Raw genomic sequence first — 17556 nt, 5'->3', positions numbered from 1 at the left:
ATCCGCCGGGGCGGATCGCGTCAATCGGCAATCAGGGTGATTCGCTCCTGGGGATTGGCGCCATGGACCACCTGAGTCCGCAAACCCCGCCAGGCCGGCGCCAGCAAATCGCTAGGCATGCGGCTTTGTGGGTCGTTCACCGCGAAGGTGAACAGCCGCATCCGTGGCTCCTTCTTCTGGCGGATCAGGCTGCCCACCCAGATCGGCAGGTCTCCCTCGCGCAGGCGCGCGTCGATATCCCAGAAGCGCAGCACCCAGCGGGTGTCGGGCGGGTCATCGTAGCGCACCAGCGCGAGCGCGTCCTCCCGGCCAGCGTGAATTTGCGGCAGGACCGGCAATTCCCGCAGTTCCACTTGCGGGTTCAGCCACAGCAGCACGCCTTTCCAGGTGGGCGGCGGCGCCGGTTGCCAGCCGGCCTGTTTCAGCCGCGTTTCCAGTTCCTCTCGGTTGCCGGCCCATTGCAGCACCAGGTCTTGCCGGCGATGGCCTCGGAAATCCAGGCGCTGCCGCGGCAGTTTCCGCCAGCCCTCCGTCCACCACTGCTCCCGTGCCAGCACTCGCGGCGTCGTTTGGGGCTGGTAGCGTCGCAGGTCGGCGCTGTAGTCGAAGCCGACGTGCAGCAGGTCTGTCGCCAGCAGGGCGATCAGGCTGTAGGCCAGCAGCCCGCGCCATTGGACCGCTGCCTTGGGATGACGGTTGTAGGCGATGCCGAGCACGGTCACCCAAATCAATCCCAGACAGAGACCGGCCAAGGTGTCGGTCAGCCAGTGCACGCCTAAATACAGGCGGGCGAAGGCGATCGGCACGATGAGAAACGCCGCCGCCAGATAGACGATCCAGCGGCGGGTCAACGGGATTTCCCGGGCGATCAGCGCGGCCAGGAAGCCGAAGACCAGGGTGCTGAACGTCGCATGGCTGGAGGGAAACGAATAGCCGGGTACGCCTTGCGCGACCTCGACAGCGTTGGACATCGGCAACAGCCACTTGAACAACAGATTGGTGGCCATGCCGAAGCACAGCGCCGCCAGCCAGTGCCAGGCCGCGGAGTGGTTGCGCCGCCAGATCAGCCAGCCGAACACGACCAGGTTGACCGGTAGCATCACCTGATAGTCGCCCAGTTCGGCGGTGAACACCATCAGGGCGTCGGCCCACGGCGTGCGCAGCTCCTGCAGGAAATGAGAGAGACTTTGGTCGAGGCCGCTCGGCAACTGCCGGCCGGCGGCGCTCAGGCTGAGGCTGATCAGCACCACTCCGCCCAGCAGCAGTACCGCCAGTGTCGCCAGACCGCGCAGTTCGCCTTGGGTCGGGTCCAGTAGCGAGGCACTGATCGGCCCGATAAAGCGCCGGCCCCGGCTCCAGGCATAAAACCGTTGCAACCAGTCGGTGGCGTGGGCCTGGAACAGCCGCGCCAGATGTCGAACCAGCCAGGCGGTCAGCCACAGCAGTACGGCCACGATCAGGATCAGCATCGCCAGCCGTCCCGCCACCCGCGAGGCGATGTCCAGGGACGCGCCGAACGCCATGCCGGGAATCAGGTAGGCGGGCGCCCACAGGATCGCCGACAGAACGTTGGCGATCATGAAGTGGCGCCAAGTCATGTCCATCATGCCGGCCACGGTGGGAATGGTGCCGCGCACGGGACCGAAAAAACGACCGAACAGCACGCCCTTGCCGCCGTGCTTGCGGAAGAACTCCTCGCTGCGGGCGATCATTTCGGGGTGTTTGGCGAACGGCCAGACTTGGCGGATACCCTGGTGGAACACCCGGCCGATCCAAAAGCTGATGGCATCGCCGACGATGGCGCCCCATGTCGACCACCCGTAGGCCGACCAGAATTCCAGGTGACCGAGGCCGATCAGCGCGCCCAGGCCGAACATGACCAGAGCGCCGGGGATGATGACGCCGACGATGGTCAAGGACTCGGCCATCGCGGTGAGGAAAATGACGGTGCTCATCCAGCCGGGATGAGCGGCGACCCATTCGAACAGGTTGCTGACGAATTCGGACTGCATGACGGAAGGGTGGGGGGCGGGTGGGAAAACCAGCGCAACCGCGCTGGCACGCCGGAATTATGGCCGCGAGCGGCGATTTATGCCACAGCCGTTTGCGACTTTAGCACCCCACCCACCGCGCCGAACCGCAAGCGCGATCCGGCGATTCGAACTCTGGTTTGATTCTTGATTCCACCAATCCTGGACGCGGCATCAATGGATGCGGCCCGATGCGGGCATCTACCGGCTGTTGCGCACCCTTTCCACCAGGACGCTCAAGTCCTGATCGGCCAAGTCGCTCAGGCCCCGAATCAATTCGGTGAACAGCAATGGCCGCTGGACGATGATTTCTCGGATATCGCTGGAGATCTGGCCCGCCGCGGCCAGAAAGAGATCCACGTCTTCCCCCAGCTCGGCGGCCAGTCGCCGGATCGTCTGTTCCGTTGGCGGCGACACTTCGCCGCGTTCGATCTTGCTCAGATAAGCCGGTTCCACACCGATTCGCCGGGCCGTCTGTCGGACCGAATAGCGGCGGTTGGCTTGGCGGCACTGTTCCCGCAATTGCCGGGCATACCCTCCAAAATCCACTTGCGGCATAATCACCCCCTAATCCTTAACAGCTTTCAATCGACTTTTGAGTTGTTGGCGCCACTACGACGTCAATACAGCGTCCCTGAAACAAACCCATGATTCCTATGTCCGTGGGGATAGAGCAAAATAAAAGCCAACTCGCTTTGCGAACATGTCCAGGGAGCGAAGCGCATCTTGTGGACAAGGAACGACGAAGTGTTTGGCGCTCGATCATTGCGTGAATAACCTGATAATAAGAAAGGATTAAATCAGGAAACACAACGTGTTTGCGTTTGTTTTGATGCTTGATGGGGAAGGCTGAGGCGAGGGGTTAAAACGATTTCGAAAGGCGGTGGCAGGGTAAATAGCCCGGCTTGCTCATACTCAGATTGCAACGAATGTAGCGATTACTGTTTCTTTTTGAAACCAAGGGATTTGGAGCGGGTTCAGGCTTGTTCTTGATAGTCTTTCAAGCGGCGCCACAAGGTGGTCCGACTGATTCCCAACTCCTTGGCGGCCAGCTTCAGGTTGCCGTTGTGGATGGTGAGCGAGCGTTCGATTGCCGTGCGTTCCAGCCGTTCCAGCCGGGAAATCCCGTTGATATCGAGGGAAGGCCGCGGCAGCCATTCACCGGCCTCGATCAGGTTCCCGGAACTCAGGATCAGTGCCCGTTCGATCAGGTTTTCCAACTCGCGCACATTATACCGATTACTAATAGATTTTACTACTTTAGTGCGGATAAAATAAAATCAAAACTGGTCAAAGAAACCACTTCGCTTGGGAGAAGCGATTGAATGAGTTCATCCACTTTTTTACGTAGTTCATCTAGGGTTTTTAAATTGATCCAACACAATTGATCTTTCATTGATTGCCAAACACGCTCAATGGGGTTCACATCGGGACTGTAAGGCGGTTGGAATAATAAGACGACATTATCGGGGATTACGAGTTTTTTGGCAGAATGAAAGCGACCGTTATCCAATTGAATTACGTTGAGGCTGTGCGGATAAGTTTTAGAAAATTCATTCAAAAACCACTGAAAGCAATCAGCATCTAAATGGGAAAATTCTAAAAAGAAGTTTTCGCCACTCAGTGGCTCAATGGCACCATAGAGCCAAAATGATTGAAAGGTCCATTGAACTGGACCAACTGGCTTAATCCCCAGTGCGGTGATGACCCGCCGGGTGATCGTTTTTAATCCAAAGCGACTTTCATCTTGGCACCAATACCGTAAAGGCCGGACCGCTTCATTTTCAACTTGCTGAAGAATATCAATTAATTCAAGTTGTCGTGGAAGTTTTTTTAAAAGAAACCACCGCCTCTTCATGGCGATGAACGCTCGTTGGCCGCGCCACTTTAAGTTTTGCTTTGAGTTGATAACGAACGACTTGATGCACTGTTGAATAAGGAATATCGACCTCGTATTCCTGGAGAAGCCACTGCTGGATTTGTCCGTAACTATGAAATCCATGAGTCGGATCGTCCAGACGGCGCTGGAGTGCCTCTCTCATAGCTTCGGTAATTCTCGAACGACGGCCGCCATGATAATTCCACTGCAACAGCCCGATTAAGCCTTGGGTACGATATACTTTGAGCCACTTGACAATGACGGATTTCGATCGCCCTAAATGATCGGCTAACTCTTGTAAAGAATGAAAAATTTCACTTTTAATCCAATATAGAATTTGTAATCGCTCTCGAAACTTGGCGTGAGTTTGTTCATTCATTATGCGCTTTAGTTCTTCGGAGGATTCGTGGATTTCGACTTGTAATGAGCGGCTCATGACTGGATCAATAAAAGTAGGTTAAATGAGTATGATAACAAAATCTAATCGTAAATGGTATTACCTGGATAGTCGTAGCCGAGCAGATCCCGCAGGGCCTCCTCGCTAAAACCAGTGGCTTGGCGGTTGAGCTTGTGACGGTATTTCCGCAGGCAATGCTCCGCCAGCGGGGGGATGTCTTCGATTCGCTCCCGCAATGGTGGGACGTGAATGGGAAAAATATTAAGCCGGTAATACAGATCGGATCGGAACCGACCGTTTTGGATCGCGACCTGCAAGTCCATGTTGGAGGCCGCGATCACCCGCACGTCAACCTGCCGATACTGACTTTCCCCGACCCGGCGAAAACTCCCATCCTGCAAGACTTGCAGCAACTTGACTTGCAGGGTCGGACTCATTTCGCTGATTTCATCCAGCAATAGCGTACCGCCATCGACGGTTTCGAACAGGCCCTTGCGATCCTGGACGGCGCCGGTGAACGCGCCACGTTTGTGACCGAACAGTTCGCTCTCCAGCAGGGCTTCGGGCAGCGTCCCACAATTTTGCTCGATGAACAGTTGGTCCTTGCGCGGGCCGTGCGAGTGAATATAGTGGGCCAGCAGGGTCTTGCCGGTGCCGGTTTCGCCGGTCAGCAGCACGGTTGCCGGGTTGTCGGTGACCTTGTCGAGCAGATCGAAAACGCGCTGCATGGCTGGACTTTGCCCGACGACGGTATCCATGAAACCGGGTGTCTTGCCGGCTTCCTTTTTCAATAGCAGGTTTTCGTCCTTCAGGCGCTCGTTGGCGACCTGCAATTCCTTGAGCAGGCGCTGGTTTTCCATGGCCAGATCGTAGCGCTCCAGCGCCAGCTTGACCGTGAGCTTGAGTTCCCGCCGATCCCAGGGTTTGTTGATGTATTGGTAAATGTGGCCTTGGTTGATGGCCCGCACCAGCGCGGCGGTATCGGTATAGCCGGTCAGGATCATGCGGATCGCGTTGGGCTTGATCTCGATGGTACGTTCCAGCAGTTCCACGCCGGTCATTTCCGGCATACGCTGGTCGGCAATGATCAGGGCGATGTCCCGCCGCGCCAACAGCGCCAGCGCCTCGGTCCCGTTCGAAACCGTGAACACCTCGTAGTCCCCCGAAAAAGTCAGGGTGAGGCTGCGGAGAATTTCCTGCTCATCGTCGACAATGAGCAGAGCATGACGCTTCACAGTGCGCTCCTGATCGGTCTCACCGGTAGTTCGACCGTGAATTCGCTACCCTGATGGACGGTGCTGGTCACTCGGATTTTTCCCCCGTGTTTTTCGACGATGCCATAGCTGATGCTGAGCCCCAGTCCGGTGCCCGTGCCCACCGGCTTGGTGGTGAAAAACGGATCGAAAACCTTGGACAGGTTCCGTTCCGCGATCCCCGCGCCGTCATCCCGGATGACGACCTTGACCCAATCGCCCTCCGCCCGAGTCCCGATCCAGACATTGCCCTTGCCGGGGATGGCCTGAGCGGCATTTTGCAACAGGTTCATGAAGACCTGGTTGATTTGTCCGGGCAGGCATTCCACCTGGGGCAGGGGATGATACTCTCGATGAATGGTAATACGATCCTGATACTGTTTGCTGAGCAGGTTCAGGGTCGAGTCGATGCCTTCGTGCAAGTCGGTCGGGACCAGGCCGATGTCGTCGGTGCGCGAAAAAATGCGCAGATCCAGCACGATCTTCCTGATTCGCTCGGTGCCTTCCCTGCAACTGGCGATCAGCTCCCGCAAGACGTTCAGGGTGTCGGGGGATTCCCGATAGCGCGCGTCGCCCCGGCGACGGGTCCGAGCGTTTGGTTCGCCTTCGCCGGCGTAGTCCGCGAGTACCGCGGCCAGGCGCTCGGTATATTCCTCGATGAACTCCAGATTGCCGTGAACGTAGCTGGTGGGGTTATTCAGTTCGTGGGCGATGCCGGCCACCAGCAAGCCGAGTGACGCCATTTTTTCCGACTGGACCAGTTGTTGTTGGGCGTGGGTCAAGTCTTCGTAAGCAGTTTCGAGTTCCTGGTGACGTTGGCCGAGTTCCTGGTGGGCGGCGGCCAGTGCCTGGGTGCGTTCGGTGATTTTCGCTTCCAGATCGCGGTTGATGGCTTCCAGCAGGCGGCGGCGGTCGCGCTCGGCGGTCAACGCCCGCAGTAGCAAATAGCCGCCGTGGACCAGCACCAGGATCATGATCCCCGATAGAATCGGTAGCCACAGGCTCGTCGCCGCGAACACCGCCCAAGCGATGACGAGGCACAGCGCCGCCAGTACGAGGGTCGCGATCAGGGCGGCGAGCGGCTTGAGTCGGGTTGCCAGCAGACTGGCGACCAGCGCCAGCGCCAGCAATCCCAGCCAGCGTTCGACTGGAGGGAGTTCGGCGACAAAGCGTCCGTTCAATAGATTGTCCACCAGGGTGGCTTGAATCTCGACGCCGGCGGTGGGGTTGCCGCCCATCCAGGAAAACGGGGTCAGGAAGGTGTCGCCCGACAGGCGCTGCGGTTCGGGAACGGCTTCCAGGGCGCGGCCCACCAGCACGATTTTGCCGGCGAAAATCCCCGGTGGCAGTAGGCGTTGAGGGTCGAGAGCCTGATAGTAGGATACGGTCTGGATCGTGTTCGGCGGTCCCCGGTAGTCGATCAGCAGTTCCCGCAACAATTCCTTTTGGCTGAAGTGCCGCCATTCCGGTGCGATCGTTGTCTTCGCCGCTGGCTGTTCGAGGTAACGCCGGACCACTTGCAAGGCGAAAGAGGGCAGGTCCGAGGTGAGCAGCCGCGCCCGTCGCACGGTGCCATCGGGGTCGATGCTAACGAAAGCGCCACCGATCCAGGCGGCTTCTCGCAGGGCGGAAATTGGATCGATCCGAATCGTGTGACGGAACAGGGGATCGTTGACCACCGACAGTGCGCTGGACAGCACGCCATTGCCGGCTTCGCGCAGCGCCAGCGCTAGCGCCTGATCCTCGGCCGGTTCGGAAGGTTCCGAGAACAGGATGTCGAAGCCAATCACCGCGGCGCCGGCCTGGTGAAGTTGTCGGGTCAAGCGAGCATGCAGGCTGCGCGGCCAAGGCCATTGCCGTTTGATTTCGGCCATGGACGGTTCGTCGATGGCGACGATGACGATGGATGGGGGTGGGGACAGCACACCGCGCAGGGTGAATAAAAGATCGAGTCCTTTCAGTTCGAGGAAGGAAAAAAAAGACAGGTTCGAGAGAAGAAGAGTAATGCCAAAGGCGACCGCCGCAACGGTGGCCGCCGGCAGGATCAGCGAGGCTTGGAACTTGGACAAAATCTAGCTCAATATGGGCAGGGGTCTTTCCATACCCATTGCCCGTTAATCCATACATAACATCCGCTTTGTGGTTTTTCTTCTCGCGTCGTGGCGCCAGTCTCCACGCGCAAAACTACTTCGTTATCCGGTAAGGACTGATTGTCTATTTTAACCAGCTTTTTGATTCCATCGTTATCCGAGATAACGACCAACATCGTATTCGATGCAAGGGTTGACAGCGTGTCAAAGGGAATTTCTACGCCAGTCAGTTTCATTGGGGTTTTTCCTCTTGCTCGTATTAAAAGTTAATGACTAGCCGACCCCAAAGCGTTCGTTCGGGAATGTAAAGCGGGTTAACGCTCTGATCCGATATGCGGAAGCTATTATCCTGATAGTGGAATTTTTTATCCAGCAGATTGTTGGCTTGCAGCGCGACCAGGCCCCATCGTTTCGGCAGGCGATATCCCAACCCGGCATTGACCAGGCTGAAATTTTCGTTTTGTGTCGGCGTCAGCGTTAAGGAGGGCGGGTCCAGGAATTGAACCCGCTGGTTTACATAAACGATACCCATGCTGGCAAAGAAACCGGATGGATCAAAATACTGGATATCCAGAGGGAACGTGATCGTGCGCAGTCGGGCGGGCAGGGGCGGATAGTAAAACATCAGGCCCAATAAGCCTTCATCGACCTCGAAGCGTTCGTACAGCCCCGCCGCCTTGACCGCCCACCGCGCGCTGGGCATCCAGTACAGATAGGCGCCGTATTGATTGATCTGCCACTGCTCGACTTCGTAAAACTGGGGGACGTCCAAGGTTCCTATGGGGACATCCAGATCCCGGCGAAGCGCTTCCAGCCCGCCCCAGAGCCGGGGCGTGAACTTTACATCCAGGGCCGCCCCGTAATTTTTGGATACGGTCGAAGTGATATCATCAAAAAATTGATTGAATCCGGCGACTTGGGTGGGTTCGATTGTTTGGGGCGCGGCAAGGATCGAATTGACGACTTGAAAGGCGGCGGCCCGCAGGGAAATTTGCTCGTTCAGCGTCCACTGCACGCCAAATTTCGGATTGAGTTCGTGCAAATTGGCATTGCCAGCGTCATTCGCCTGATAGCTTACCCCTAGGGTCCAGAGTACATTTTCTGGTAGTTTGAACGTAGCATAACCGTAACCGATATCTTGGGCGCCAGTCGTGGGAGGTTGTTCGAGGCCATAATAATTGTAATCAGCCGAATAAGTCCCCAAGCCGGTAATAATATTAAAGTGGTCCGCCTTATGGAGCAGTTGGGCTTCTGTTTGATAAGCCTTTTGTTCTGATCCAATACTGAAAGCTGGCACACTCACCTCGTTATTTCGATCCGTGTAAATGAACGAGGCGATCAGGTTGGTTTGCGGCGACAGCGCATAACGGGCGCCCACGCGGGCGGTGTCCTGATCGATAGCCCCGCGTCTGGAGCGACTGAAAATATCATTGAAGCTGGACTGGAGATCGCCATTAGTGGTTTCCCGATGCCGATACTCGATTTGGAGGTTGAGTTCGGGGGTCACGACGGCTTGAGCGAAGATATTGTAGAGATCGTTCTCCAGATCGTTGTTTTCCCGATAGCCGTTGCTCTGATAATGAAACTGGCCGAGACTGTAGGCAGTGCGGTCGGTCAGGCCGGAGACAATCAACTCATCCCCCCACGTGCGCTGAGAGCCGCCCAGCGCGGACGCCCGGAGAGCAGGGCCATTTTGCGCGAACAGCGGCGTGAACTCGTACAGGGAGAAGGTGGTCACGGCGCTGGGCAGGAGCAGTTTGGTTTCGGCCATTTGCGGTTGCACCGGCGTGATGTTGAGCGGTTGCAGCAATTGGGCTTGCAGCAATTGGCTGACCCGGGCCTGCTCCAAGCCGGGGAGGGCGACGTAGGAATCCGCCAGCAGGCGGTGCGCCGAGTAGTTGGTGGGGTCGCGGTTGACCGATCGCCGGCCTTCCCGCAAGCCGAGTTCGGTAAAACCGACTTCGTTATAAATGCGCCCCAAAGTCGCCGAACGGGCCGCCAAGTCCTCGTCCAGCAGCAACCGCGACCGGTATACGCCTCGATCATCGTTCAGTTCGATGGACTTTTGTAGATTCTCCACCGCTTCGACCGGTCGATTGACGCTTTGCAAGCGAATGGCATCGTAGTACCAGGGCGTCGGATCGTGAGGATCGAGCCGTTTGGCCGCCTCCAGATAGTGTTGCGCCGGCTGGTTCTGTTTGTCCTCGTAAAACGCCTTGCCGAGATAGCTGTTGTAGAGCGAGACCTTCGGTTCCAGCAAGGTCGCCTTGCGCATGGCCTCGATGGCTTCATCGGTCTGGTTGTGCCGGAACAGCACCAGTCCCAAACCGAGTTGCGGCAATCCCAGGGTCGAGTCTTGGGCGATGGCCGCCTGAAACGCTTCGCGGGCGTCGTTCACCCGGTTGCGCGCCAGTTGCAGAAATCCCCAGACGGTATTGACCATGGCATCGTCCGGCGCTCGTTGCCGCGCCTGTTTCGCCACTTTTACGGCTTCCCGCAACTGGCCCATGCCGAACAGCAGGCTGCTTTGCTGAATCAAGGCACGGGCATTGTCGGGGTCGAGTGCCACCGCCTTGCGAGCCGCCGCCAGCGCGGCGTCCAGATCGAATTCGGCCTGCCGGACCAGACTGAGACTCAGATACGCCGTAGAGGAGGACGGATCGACGGCGACCGCCCGTTCGGCATCGGCCAGCGCCTCGGCCCTGCGGTTTTGCACCAGATCGATGTTGGAGCGCAGGCTGTAAGCCAGCGCGTCTTTGGGATCGAGCGTCAGCGCCCGGTCGATGGCCTGCCGGGCTTCCGGCACTTGACCGCGCAGCAGATGGATCTGGGCGGCCTGAGTCCAATAGCGAGGAGATCGAGGGTCCTGCACCGGTTCCGCCGGGCCGCCGACCGGACCCGGATAGTAAAGCGACCATTGCACCGCATCGAGCGGGTTGATCAGCACGGTCTTACGTGGCGCTTCGCCCACCTTGGCGCTGGCTTGTTCGTTCGCCGCCACCAGCACGCTACCTTGCGGGTTGCTGAACTCGACCAGCCCGTCGAGCACGGCCAGTTGAGCCGCATCGCTGGGACCGACCGCCAGGTTGAACTCGGTGCCGCGAATGGTGGCGGTGGCCGGCAGGGTTTGGATCTCCAGCAACTGGTTATTATCGCGGACCCAGATTTCGCCGCCCAGCAGACGCAGAATGTTTTGCAGAACACTGTTCGAGGCGGGAACGATTTCCCTGGGGGCAATCTGCTTGAGTTCCAACTGGCTGTTGCCGTTGAGCTTGATCTGCGCGCCGTTCGTCAACAGAACCGCGGCGCGGCTGCCTTCGCCGGTTCGCAGCACCTCGCCGGCCGCCAGCGATTCCCCCGTACCCACCGGCCGCCAGCGCCCTCGGCGCAGCACTTCGGCGGTTCCCACCACGCTGACGATTTCACCCGCTTCCTCTTGGGCCAGGGCTGGGTGAAACGGTAGAAGCAGAATAACGAACAGTAGCCAATGAAGTCGATTCCATGGATTCCACCGACAACACCGACTTGGCTTACTTCGTTGGATTTGCCATTCTGGATTGGCGGTTACCGCACAAAACTTGCCCATTGGTATTTTCTTGAGTTTATTTCGTGATGACGGTTGGGCTAGCCGTCAATGCCCAACCAAGAGCTATTTTCATAATAATCACATGACGTTAGAAGAAAATCCACTCTGTATCCAAGTGATATACATTACATTGGGGCTTACCGGAGATAATGGTCTATTTAAACAACGCTTGTACTTAAAGTAAGGGGTCTTCCTTATCCAAGGAGCAGTGGCGCGAAGGGTCGAGGCGGCTTGAATCGACGATTCCACAAGTTTGGATAGGGACGCCATTTACGGGTTGGTGGCGGTGATCGGTGGGTTCGACCCGGCCACGATTAGGAGCAGGTCTCCCGCTCCGACGACGGGATGACGCGGACCCGGAGGAAGGTGCTTATACCGTTTCCCGATAGGTTTTGTGCTTTTCGGAGGCCAAAAGCCACCCGGTTCGTCATACCCGCGAAAGCGGGTATCCCGTTTTTCGGCGGCGGCCTGGATTCCCGCATTCCCCGCGTTCGCCAGGACGGGAATGACGAAAACCTATTCAGAATGAGTATTACTCCCGGAGTTCGCTCCGGTCGGCGAATAACGCGAGCGCTTCCGGATTGGCCAGCGCTTCGAGGTTCTTGACCGGCTGGCCATGCACCACATGACGGACGGCCAGCTCGACGATCTTGCCGCTCTTGGTGCGGGGGATGTCGGCCACTTGCAGCACCTTGGCGGGGACGTGGCGCGGCGTGGCACCCTCGCGAATCGTCCGTTTGATTCGGGCGATCAGTGCGTGGTCGAGATCGACGCCCTCCTGGAGTTTCACGAACAGCACCAGCCGGACATCCGCCTCCCAGTCCTGTCCGATGACCAGCGCTTCGACCACCTCGGGCAGTTTTTCGACCTGACGGTAAATCTCGGTGGTGCCGATGCGCACGCCGCCCGGATTGAGCGTGGCGTCCGAGCGACCGTGGATGATCAGCCCGTCGTGTCGGGTGATTTCGCAGAAATCGCCGTGACGCCAAACGCCGGGGAACTGTTCGAAATAGGCCGCCTGATACTTTTTTCCATGGGGGTCGTTCCAGAAAGCGATGGGCATGCAGGGAAACGGGCGGGTGCAGACCAATTCGCCTTTCTGTTCCCGGATGGATTGGCCCCGGTCGTTCCACACCTCGACCGCCAGCCCCAGCCCCTTGCATTGAATTTCGCCGCGCCAGACTGGCAGCGTGGGATTGCCCAGCACGAAGCAGGAGACGATGTCGGTGCCACCGGAGATGGAGGCCAACTGCACGTCCGGCTTGATCTCCGCATAGACCGAATCGAAGCGTTCGGGAACCAGCGGGCTGCCGGTCGACAGGATGGCGCGCAGAGGACTTAGATCGTAATCCCGTCGGGGCTTGAGGCCGATCTTGGTCAGGGCGTCGAGATACTTGGCCGAGGTGCCGAAGTGGGTCATGCGCTCGGTTTGCGCGTAATCCCAGAGAATCCGGCCACGAGCGCCGAAGGGGCTGCCGTCGTACAGCAGCAGCGTTGCGCCCGAGGCCAGACCGGACACCAGCCAGTTCCACATCATCCAGCCGCAGGTGGTGAAGTAAAAAAAGCGGTCCCCCTCCCGCAGGTCGCTATGCAACTGATGTTCCTTGAGATGCTGCAACAAGGTTCCGCCCGCGCCGTGAACGATGCATTTGGGGATGCCGGTCGTCCCCGATGAATACAGGATGTAGAGCGGATGCTCGAAAGGTAGCGGCGCAAACTCGATGGCGGTCGCCGCCGCGTGGGGCGCGATAAAGCGGGTCCACGAAATACCCTTGGGCAGATTTGCCGCCAGTACGTCCGCGTCGTCGTCCAGGTAGGGAACCAGGATCAAGCGCTGGACGCTGGGCAATCGGGGTATCAGTTCGGCCAGCCTGGCCCGCATGTCGATCGCCTTGCCGTTGTACCAGTAGCCATTGCAGGCGATCAGCACCTTCGGTTCGGTCTGGCCGAAGCGGTCGAGGACGCCCTGGACGCCGAAATCCGGCGAGGCGCTGGTGAAGACCGCGCCGATGCTGGTGGTGGCGAGCATGGCGATGATCGTTTCGGGCAGGTTGGGCAGATAGGCGGCGACCCGGTCGCCGGCACCAACGCCCGTGTCCTTCAGCGCCGCCGCGAATTGAGCGACCTGTCGGCGCAATTCGGCCCGCGACAGCCGGCGCTTGACCCGGTCTTCGCCCCAGAACACCAAGGCTTCGGGGTTGCCACAGTCCCGCAACAGGTTCTCGGCAAAATTGAGCCGGGCGTCCGGAAACCAGCGGGCGCCGGGCATCCGGTGCGGATCGACCAGAACCCGCTCCCCGCGCGCGCCGCGCATGCCGCAGAACTCCCAGACCGCCGGCCAGAATTGCTCGGGCGCGTCGATCGACCAGGCGTGCAAATCCGCATACGACGCCAGCGCCATCCCGGAAAGCGGTCGGGCATAGGCGGTAAAGGCGGCCATGCGGGTGGCGGCGGCGCGCGCCGGATCGGGTGTCCACAGTGGCCGATCGAAGGTCGGCACGGCGCCATCGTCATGCGCGCGATCGTTCATCGGTCTCTCTCCATCGGTCAGGAGGGTTCGGTGGCCGGGGATGTCCGGCCGATGCTCGCCCGTGCGACTTTCGACGCCGGCGGACGTCCCAGCGCCGCGCTGATCCAGGCCGAACAATCGATCAGGGCGTCGAGATCGATGCCGGTCGCGATCCCCAGCCCGTTCAGCAGATACACCACATCCTCGGTGGCGACGTTGCCGGAAGCGCCCGGTGCGTAGGGGCATCCGCCCAGCCCGGCCACCGAGGCGTCGAACACCGTCACGCCACATTGGAGCGAGGCGTAAATATTCGCAATCGCCATGCCATGGGTATCGTGATAATGACCGGCGATGCGGTCGAGAGGCACGCGGGCATTCACCGCCTCGATCAGGCGTTTGGCGGCTTCCGGCGTCCCCACGCCGATGGTGTCGCCCAAACTGATTTCGTGGCAGCCCATGTCGAACAGGGCGGCGGCCACCTGGGCGACCGCTACCGGCTTGACATGCCCTTCGTAGGGGCAACCGAGCACGCAGGACACGTAACCCCGCACCCGGACGCCGGCTTGCCGCGCCGTCGCCATGACCGGCTCGAAACGCCTCAACGATTCGGCAATGGAACAATGAATGTTTTTTTGCGAGAAGGATTCGGAAGCCGCGCCGAACACGGCGACTTCCCGCGCCCCCACCGCCAGAGCCGCCTCAAGACCTTTCAGGTTGGGCGTCAGCACCGGGTACGCCACACCGGGCAGGCGCTCGATGGCACGCATGACCGCCGCGTTATCGGCCATTTGCGGCACCCACTTCGGCGAAACGAAGGAGCTTGCCTCGATGGCCTGTAATCCAGCCCGCCCCAGCCGGGCGATCAACTCCACCTTGGTCGCGGTGGCGATTGCCGTTGGCTCGTTTTGCAAGCCGTCGCGCGGACCCACTTCGACGATTTTGACCGTATCAGGCAACTGCATCGATTTCAGGCTCATGAACTTCACACCTTCTCGACTTCGAACTCCACCAGTTCGGCGCCATCGCTCACCGGGTCGCCGACCGCGAAATGGAAGGACCTCACCGTCCCTCTGGCCGGCGCCGTGAGGGTGTGCTCCATCTTCATGGCCTCCAGAATCAGCAGTGGAGTGCCTTTTTCCACCGTCGCGCCCACCGTCGCGAGCAACGCGATCACATTGCCCGGCATGGGGGCCAGCAAGCCACCCTCCGGGCCGCCGCCTTCACCGCCGTAATACAGGGGATCGATTCGCGCCAAATGCCAGGCGCGGCCATGGAGAAAGACATGCCGCTTCTCCCCGGCGACCACCACCGTGGCGTTGGTCCGCGAACCGCCCAGCTCCGCCCACAGGCTGTCGTTTGGCCTGAGTTCGCCCCGAACCCGCGTTTCCTGACCGTCGATGTCCAGCGCGTAGCCCTGCTCGGCATAGCGCACGCCCACGGTTTTCTCCAACTCGCCCGCGCGGAACAGCAGACGGCGTTCGGCGCGGGAATTGAGCCGCCAGCCATCGCGCCGGTGCCAGGGCGAGAGCGGGTCAGCGTGCGCCGACGCCTCCCTGGCCGCTCGTGCTTCCTCGCGCAACAGGGTGGCGAGCGCGGCAACCAGAAAAACATCGCGGGGAATGGGCGAACCGGTGGTAAACAGGAATTCCCGCTCGCGCTCGATCAAATCGGTATCGAGGTCGGCCCGGGCAAAGGCGGGGGAAGCCACCAGACGCGACAGGAAATCGACGTTGTTGGCGACGCCCACGATGCGGTATTGGGCCAGCGCTCGCAGCATACGGGCCAGCGCCTGTTCCCGGCTCGTGTCCCACACGATGAGCTTGGCGATCATCGGATCGTAGAACGGGCCGATCTCGTCGCCTTCCTCGACCCCGGTATCGACCCGAACGTGCAGGTTTTCTTCCGGTGGCGCGAGATGCACCAGTTTGCCGGTGGAGGGCAGAAATTCCTTGGCGGGATCTTCGGCGTAAATCCGGGCTTCCAGCGCGTGTCCGTGGATCTGGATCTGCTCCTGAGTCAGTGGCAGCGGCTCGCCGCAGGCCACACGCAGTTGCCACTCCACCAGATCCAGGCCGCTAATCATTTCGGTGACGGGATGCTCGACCTGGAGCCGCGTGTTCATCTCCATGAAGTAAAAAGCGCCATCCGGGCTGACGATGAATTCCACCGTGCCGGCGCCGACGTAGCCAACGCGCTTCGCCGCCGCCACCGCCGCTTGGCCCATCGCGGCGCGGCGCTCGGGCGTCATCCCGGGCGCGGGCGCTTCTTCGAGCACCTTCTGATGACGGCGTTGCACCGAGCAATCCCGCTCGAACAGATAGACGATGCCGCCGTGGACGTCGCCGAACACCTGGATCTCGATGTGGCGTGGGTGCGACAGGTATTTTTCGACGAGCACCCGCTCGTCGCCGAAAGCGGAAGCGGCTTCTCGCTGGCAGGACGCGAGCGCCGCCGCGAAGTCCCCGGATTTTTCCACCCGCCTCATGCCTTTGCCACCACCGCCGACGCTGGCTTTGATCAGCACCGGATAACCGATCCGGTTCGCCTGCTCGCGCAGAAAGGCCGGCTCCTGGATGTCCCCGTGATAGCCCGGCGTGAGAGGGATGCCGGCTTGTGTCATCAGCGCCTTGGCGATGCTCTTGGAACCCATCGCACGGATCGCCTCGACCGGCGGACCGATGAAGACCAGATCGGCGGCGGCGCAGGCGGCGGCGAACTCCGGGTTTTCCGACAGAAAGCCGCTGCCCGGATGAATGGCTTGCGCGCCGGTTTGCCGGGCGGCGGCGATGATCTTGTCCATCGCGAGGTAGCTGTTACGGGCCACCGCCGGGCCGATCAGCACCGCTTCATTGGCCAGCCGCACATGCCGGGCGTTCGCGTCTACTTCGGAATACACCGCCACCGTGCCAATCCCCAGACGGTGGGCGGTCTTGATGACGCGGCAGGCGATTTCACCCCGGTTGGCGATCAGGATTTTCTGGAACATCGGCCTAGCTCTCCGTCCGGTTGAGTGAAACCCCGGCGATGGCGTCGATCCAGGCCGGCGACCGTTTTTCCAAAAACGCGGCGAGTCCTTCCCGGGCTTCCGGCGTGGCGCGCCGGGCGGCGATGCGGCGGGCGGTGTCTTCCATCAGTGCGTCGCTCATCGATTGCCCGGCCACGACTCGAATCAGGTCTTTCGCTTCGGCCTGGGCCTGGGGGCCGCCCTGGAGCAAGGCGTCGGCCAACTGCCGGACCCTGGCGTCCAGCTCTTCCGGCATCGCCACCTCATGAACCAGGCCGATCTCCAGGGCGCGCTGGGCGGCGATGCGTTCCGCCGTCTGGAAATAGCGAGATGCCTGGCGCTGGCCAATGGCGCGGATCACGTAGGGGGCGATGGTGGCGGGAATGATCCCAAAGCGAACCTCCGAGGTCGCGAACACCGCGCCGGTCGCGGCCACGCACAGATCGCAGGCCGCCGCCAATCCCAAGCCACCGCCGAGAGCCGCGCCATGCACCCGGGCGATGGTCGGCTTGCGCAGTTCGGCCAGGGTGCGCAGCATGGCCGCCAGCCGCCGGGCGTCTTCGAGGTTTTCCTCGACCGACATCTGAGCGGCCGCTTTCATCCAGTTCAGATCGGCGCCGGCGGAGAAGCTTTTGCCGCGACCGGCCAGAATCACCACCCGCACCGCATGGTCGGCGTCGAGGGCGCGGCAGGCGGCGCTGAGGTCGGCGATCAGTTGGGGATTGAAGGCGTTGTGAAGTTCGGGGCGGTTCATCCACAGGGTGGCGACTGCTCCGTCGTATTGGATTTCAAGCGTGGTGACCATACA

Annotated in this window: 11 protein-coding genes and 1 pseudogene; all 12 read right to left on the bottom strand. The window is 60.3% G+C overall.

The features are described 5' to 3' along the window. Positions 1–20: 20 nt before the first annotated feature. Positions 21–2012 (bottom strand): VTT domain-containing protein, encoded by a 1992-nt coding sequence (locus IPM89_09085; protein ID QQS53079.1) that lies wholly within the window; start codon positions 2010–2012, stop codon positions 21–23. Between the two features lie 219 nt (positions 2013–2231). Next, complete coding sequence (locus tag IPM89_09080; GenBank protein QQS55858.1) at positions 2232–2588, bottom strand: helix-turn-helix domain-containing protein; 357 nt, start codon at positions 2586–2588, stop codon at positions 2232–2234. Positions 2589–3007: 419 nt separating this feature from the next. Then, positions 3008–3250, bottom strand: a complete 243-nt coding sequence (locus tag IPM89_09075) for a hypothetical protein (GenBank protein QQS53078.1) — start codon at positions 3248–3250, stop codon at positions 3008–3010. Positions 3251–3285: 35 nt separating this feature from the next. Then, positions 3286–4345: pseudogene (locus IPM89_09070) on the bottom strand (IS630 family transposase). 44 nt (positions 4346–4389) lie between these two features. Then, on the bottom strand, positions 4390–5541 hold the full coding sequence (locus IPM89_09065) for a sigma-54-dependent Fis family transcriptional regulator (GenBank protein ID QQS53077.1): 1152 nt from the start codon (positions 5539–5541) through the stop codon (positions 4390–4392). Beyond that, complete coding sequence (locus IPM89_09060) at positions 5538–7628, bottom strand: CHASE2 domain-containing protein (GenBank protein QQS53076.1); 2091 nt, start codon at positions 7626–7628, stop codon at positions 5538–5540. The genes IPM89_09065 and IPM89_09060 overlap by 4 nt, the downstream gene beginning before the upstream one ends. 8 nt (positions 7629–7636) lie before the next feature. Beyond that, on the bottom strand, positions 7637–7885 hold the full coding sequence (locus IPM89_09055) for a hypothetical protein (GenBank protein ID QQS53075.1): 249 nt from the start codon (positions 7883–7885) through the stop codon (positions 7637–7639). 23 nt (positions 7886–7908) lie between these two features. Beyond that, positions 7909–11235: a TonB-dependent receptor gene (locus IPM89_09050; protein QQS53074.1), complete on the bottom strand. Its 3327-nt coding sequence runs from the start codon at positions 11233–11235 to the stop codon at positions 7909–7911. 532 nt (positions 11236–11767) lie between these two features. Continuing rightward, positions 11768–13765 carry an acetoacetate--CoA ligase gene (locus IPM89_09045; protein ID QQS53073.1) on the bottom strand — a complete coding sequence of 666 codons (1998 nt, stop codon included), beginning with the start codon at positions 13763–13765 and terminating at the stop codon, positions 11768–11770. 17 nt (positions 13766–13782) lie between these two features. Continuing rightward, positions 13783–14706: a hydroxymethylglutaryl-CoA lyase gene (locus IPM89_09040; GenBank protein QQS55857.1), complete on the bottom strand. Its 924-nt coding sequence runs from the start codon at positions 14704–14706 to the stop codon at positions 13783–13785. A gap of 20 nt (positions 14707–14726) precedes the next feature. Then, positions 14727–16730, bottom strand: coding sequence for an acetyl/propionyl/methylcrotonyl-CoA carboxylase subunit alpha (locus tag IPM89_09035; GenBank protein ID QQS53072.1), 2004 nt, complete (start codon positions 16728–16730; stop codon positions 14727–14729). A gap of 4 nt (positions 16731–16734) precedes the next feature. Beyond that, positions 16735–17553 (bottom strand): enoyl-CoA hydratase/isomerase family protein, encoded by an 819-nt coding sequence (locus IPM89_09030; GenBank protein QQS53071.1) that lies wholly within the window; start codon positions 17551–17553, stop codon positions 16735–16737. Positions 17554–17556: the final 3 nt, after the last annotated feature.

Source organism: Candidatus Competibacteraceae bacterium (assembly GCA_016699715.1).
Classification (GTDB): domain Bacteria; phylum Pseudomonadota; class Gammaproteobacteria; order Competibacterales; family Competibacteraceae; genus Competibacter.
This window is presented reverse-complemented; position numbering and strand designations above follow the sequence as displayed.

Coding starts and splice junctions, on each gene's coding strand:
- IPM89_09085 (QQS53079.1), bottom strand. CDS start 2,012: ATGCAGTCCGAATTCGTCAGCAACCTGTTCGAATGGGTCGCCGCTCAT.
- IPM89_09080 (QQS55858.1), bottom strand. CDS start 2,588: ATGCCGCAAGTGGATTTTGGAGGGTATGCCCGGCAATTGCGGGAACAG.
- IPM89_09055 (QQS53075.1), bottom strand. CDS start 7,885: ATGAAACTGACTGGCGTAGAAATTCCCTTTGACACGCTGTCAACCCTT.
- IPM89_09050 (QQS53074.1), bottom strand. CDS start 11,235: ATGGGCAAGTTTTGTGCGGTAACCGCCAATCCAGAATGGCAAATCCAA.
- IPM89_09045 (QQS53073.1), bottom strand. CDS start 13,765: ATGAACGATCGCGCGCATGACGATGGCGCCGTGCCGACCTTCGATCGG.
- IPM89_09040 (QQS55857.1), bottom strand. CDS start 14,706: ATGCAGTTGCCTGATACGGTCAAAATCGTCGAAGTGGGTCCGCGCGAC.
- IPM89_09035 (QQS53072.1), bottom strand. CDS start 16,730: ATGTTCCAGAAAATCCTGATCGCCAACCGGGGTGAAATCGCCTGCCGC.
- IPM89_09030 (QQS53071.1), bottom strand. CDS start 17,553: ATGGTCACCACGCTTGAAATCCAATACGACGGAGCAGTCGCCACCCTG.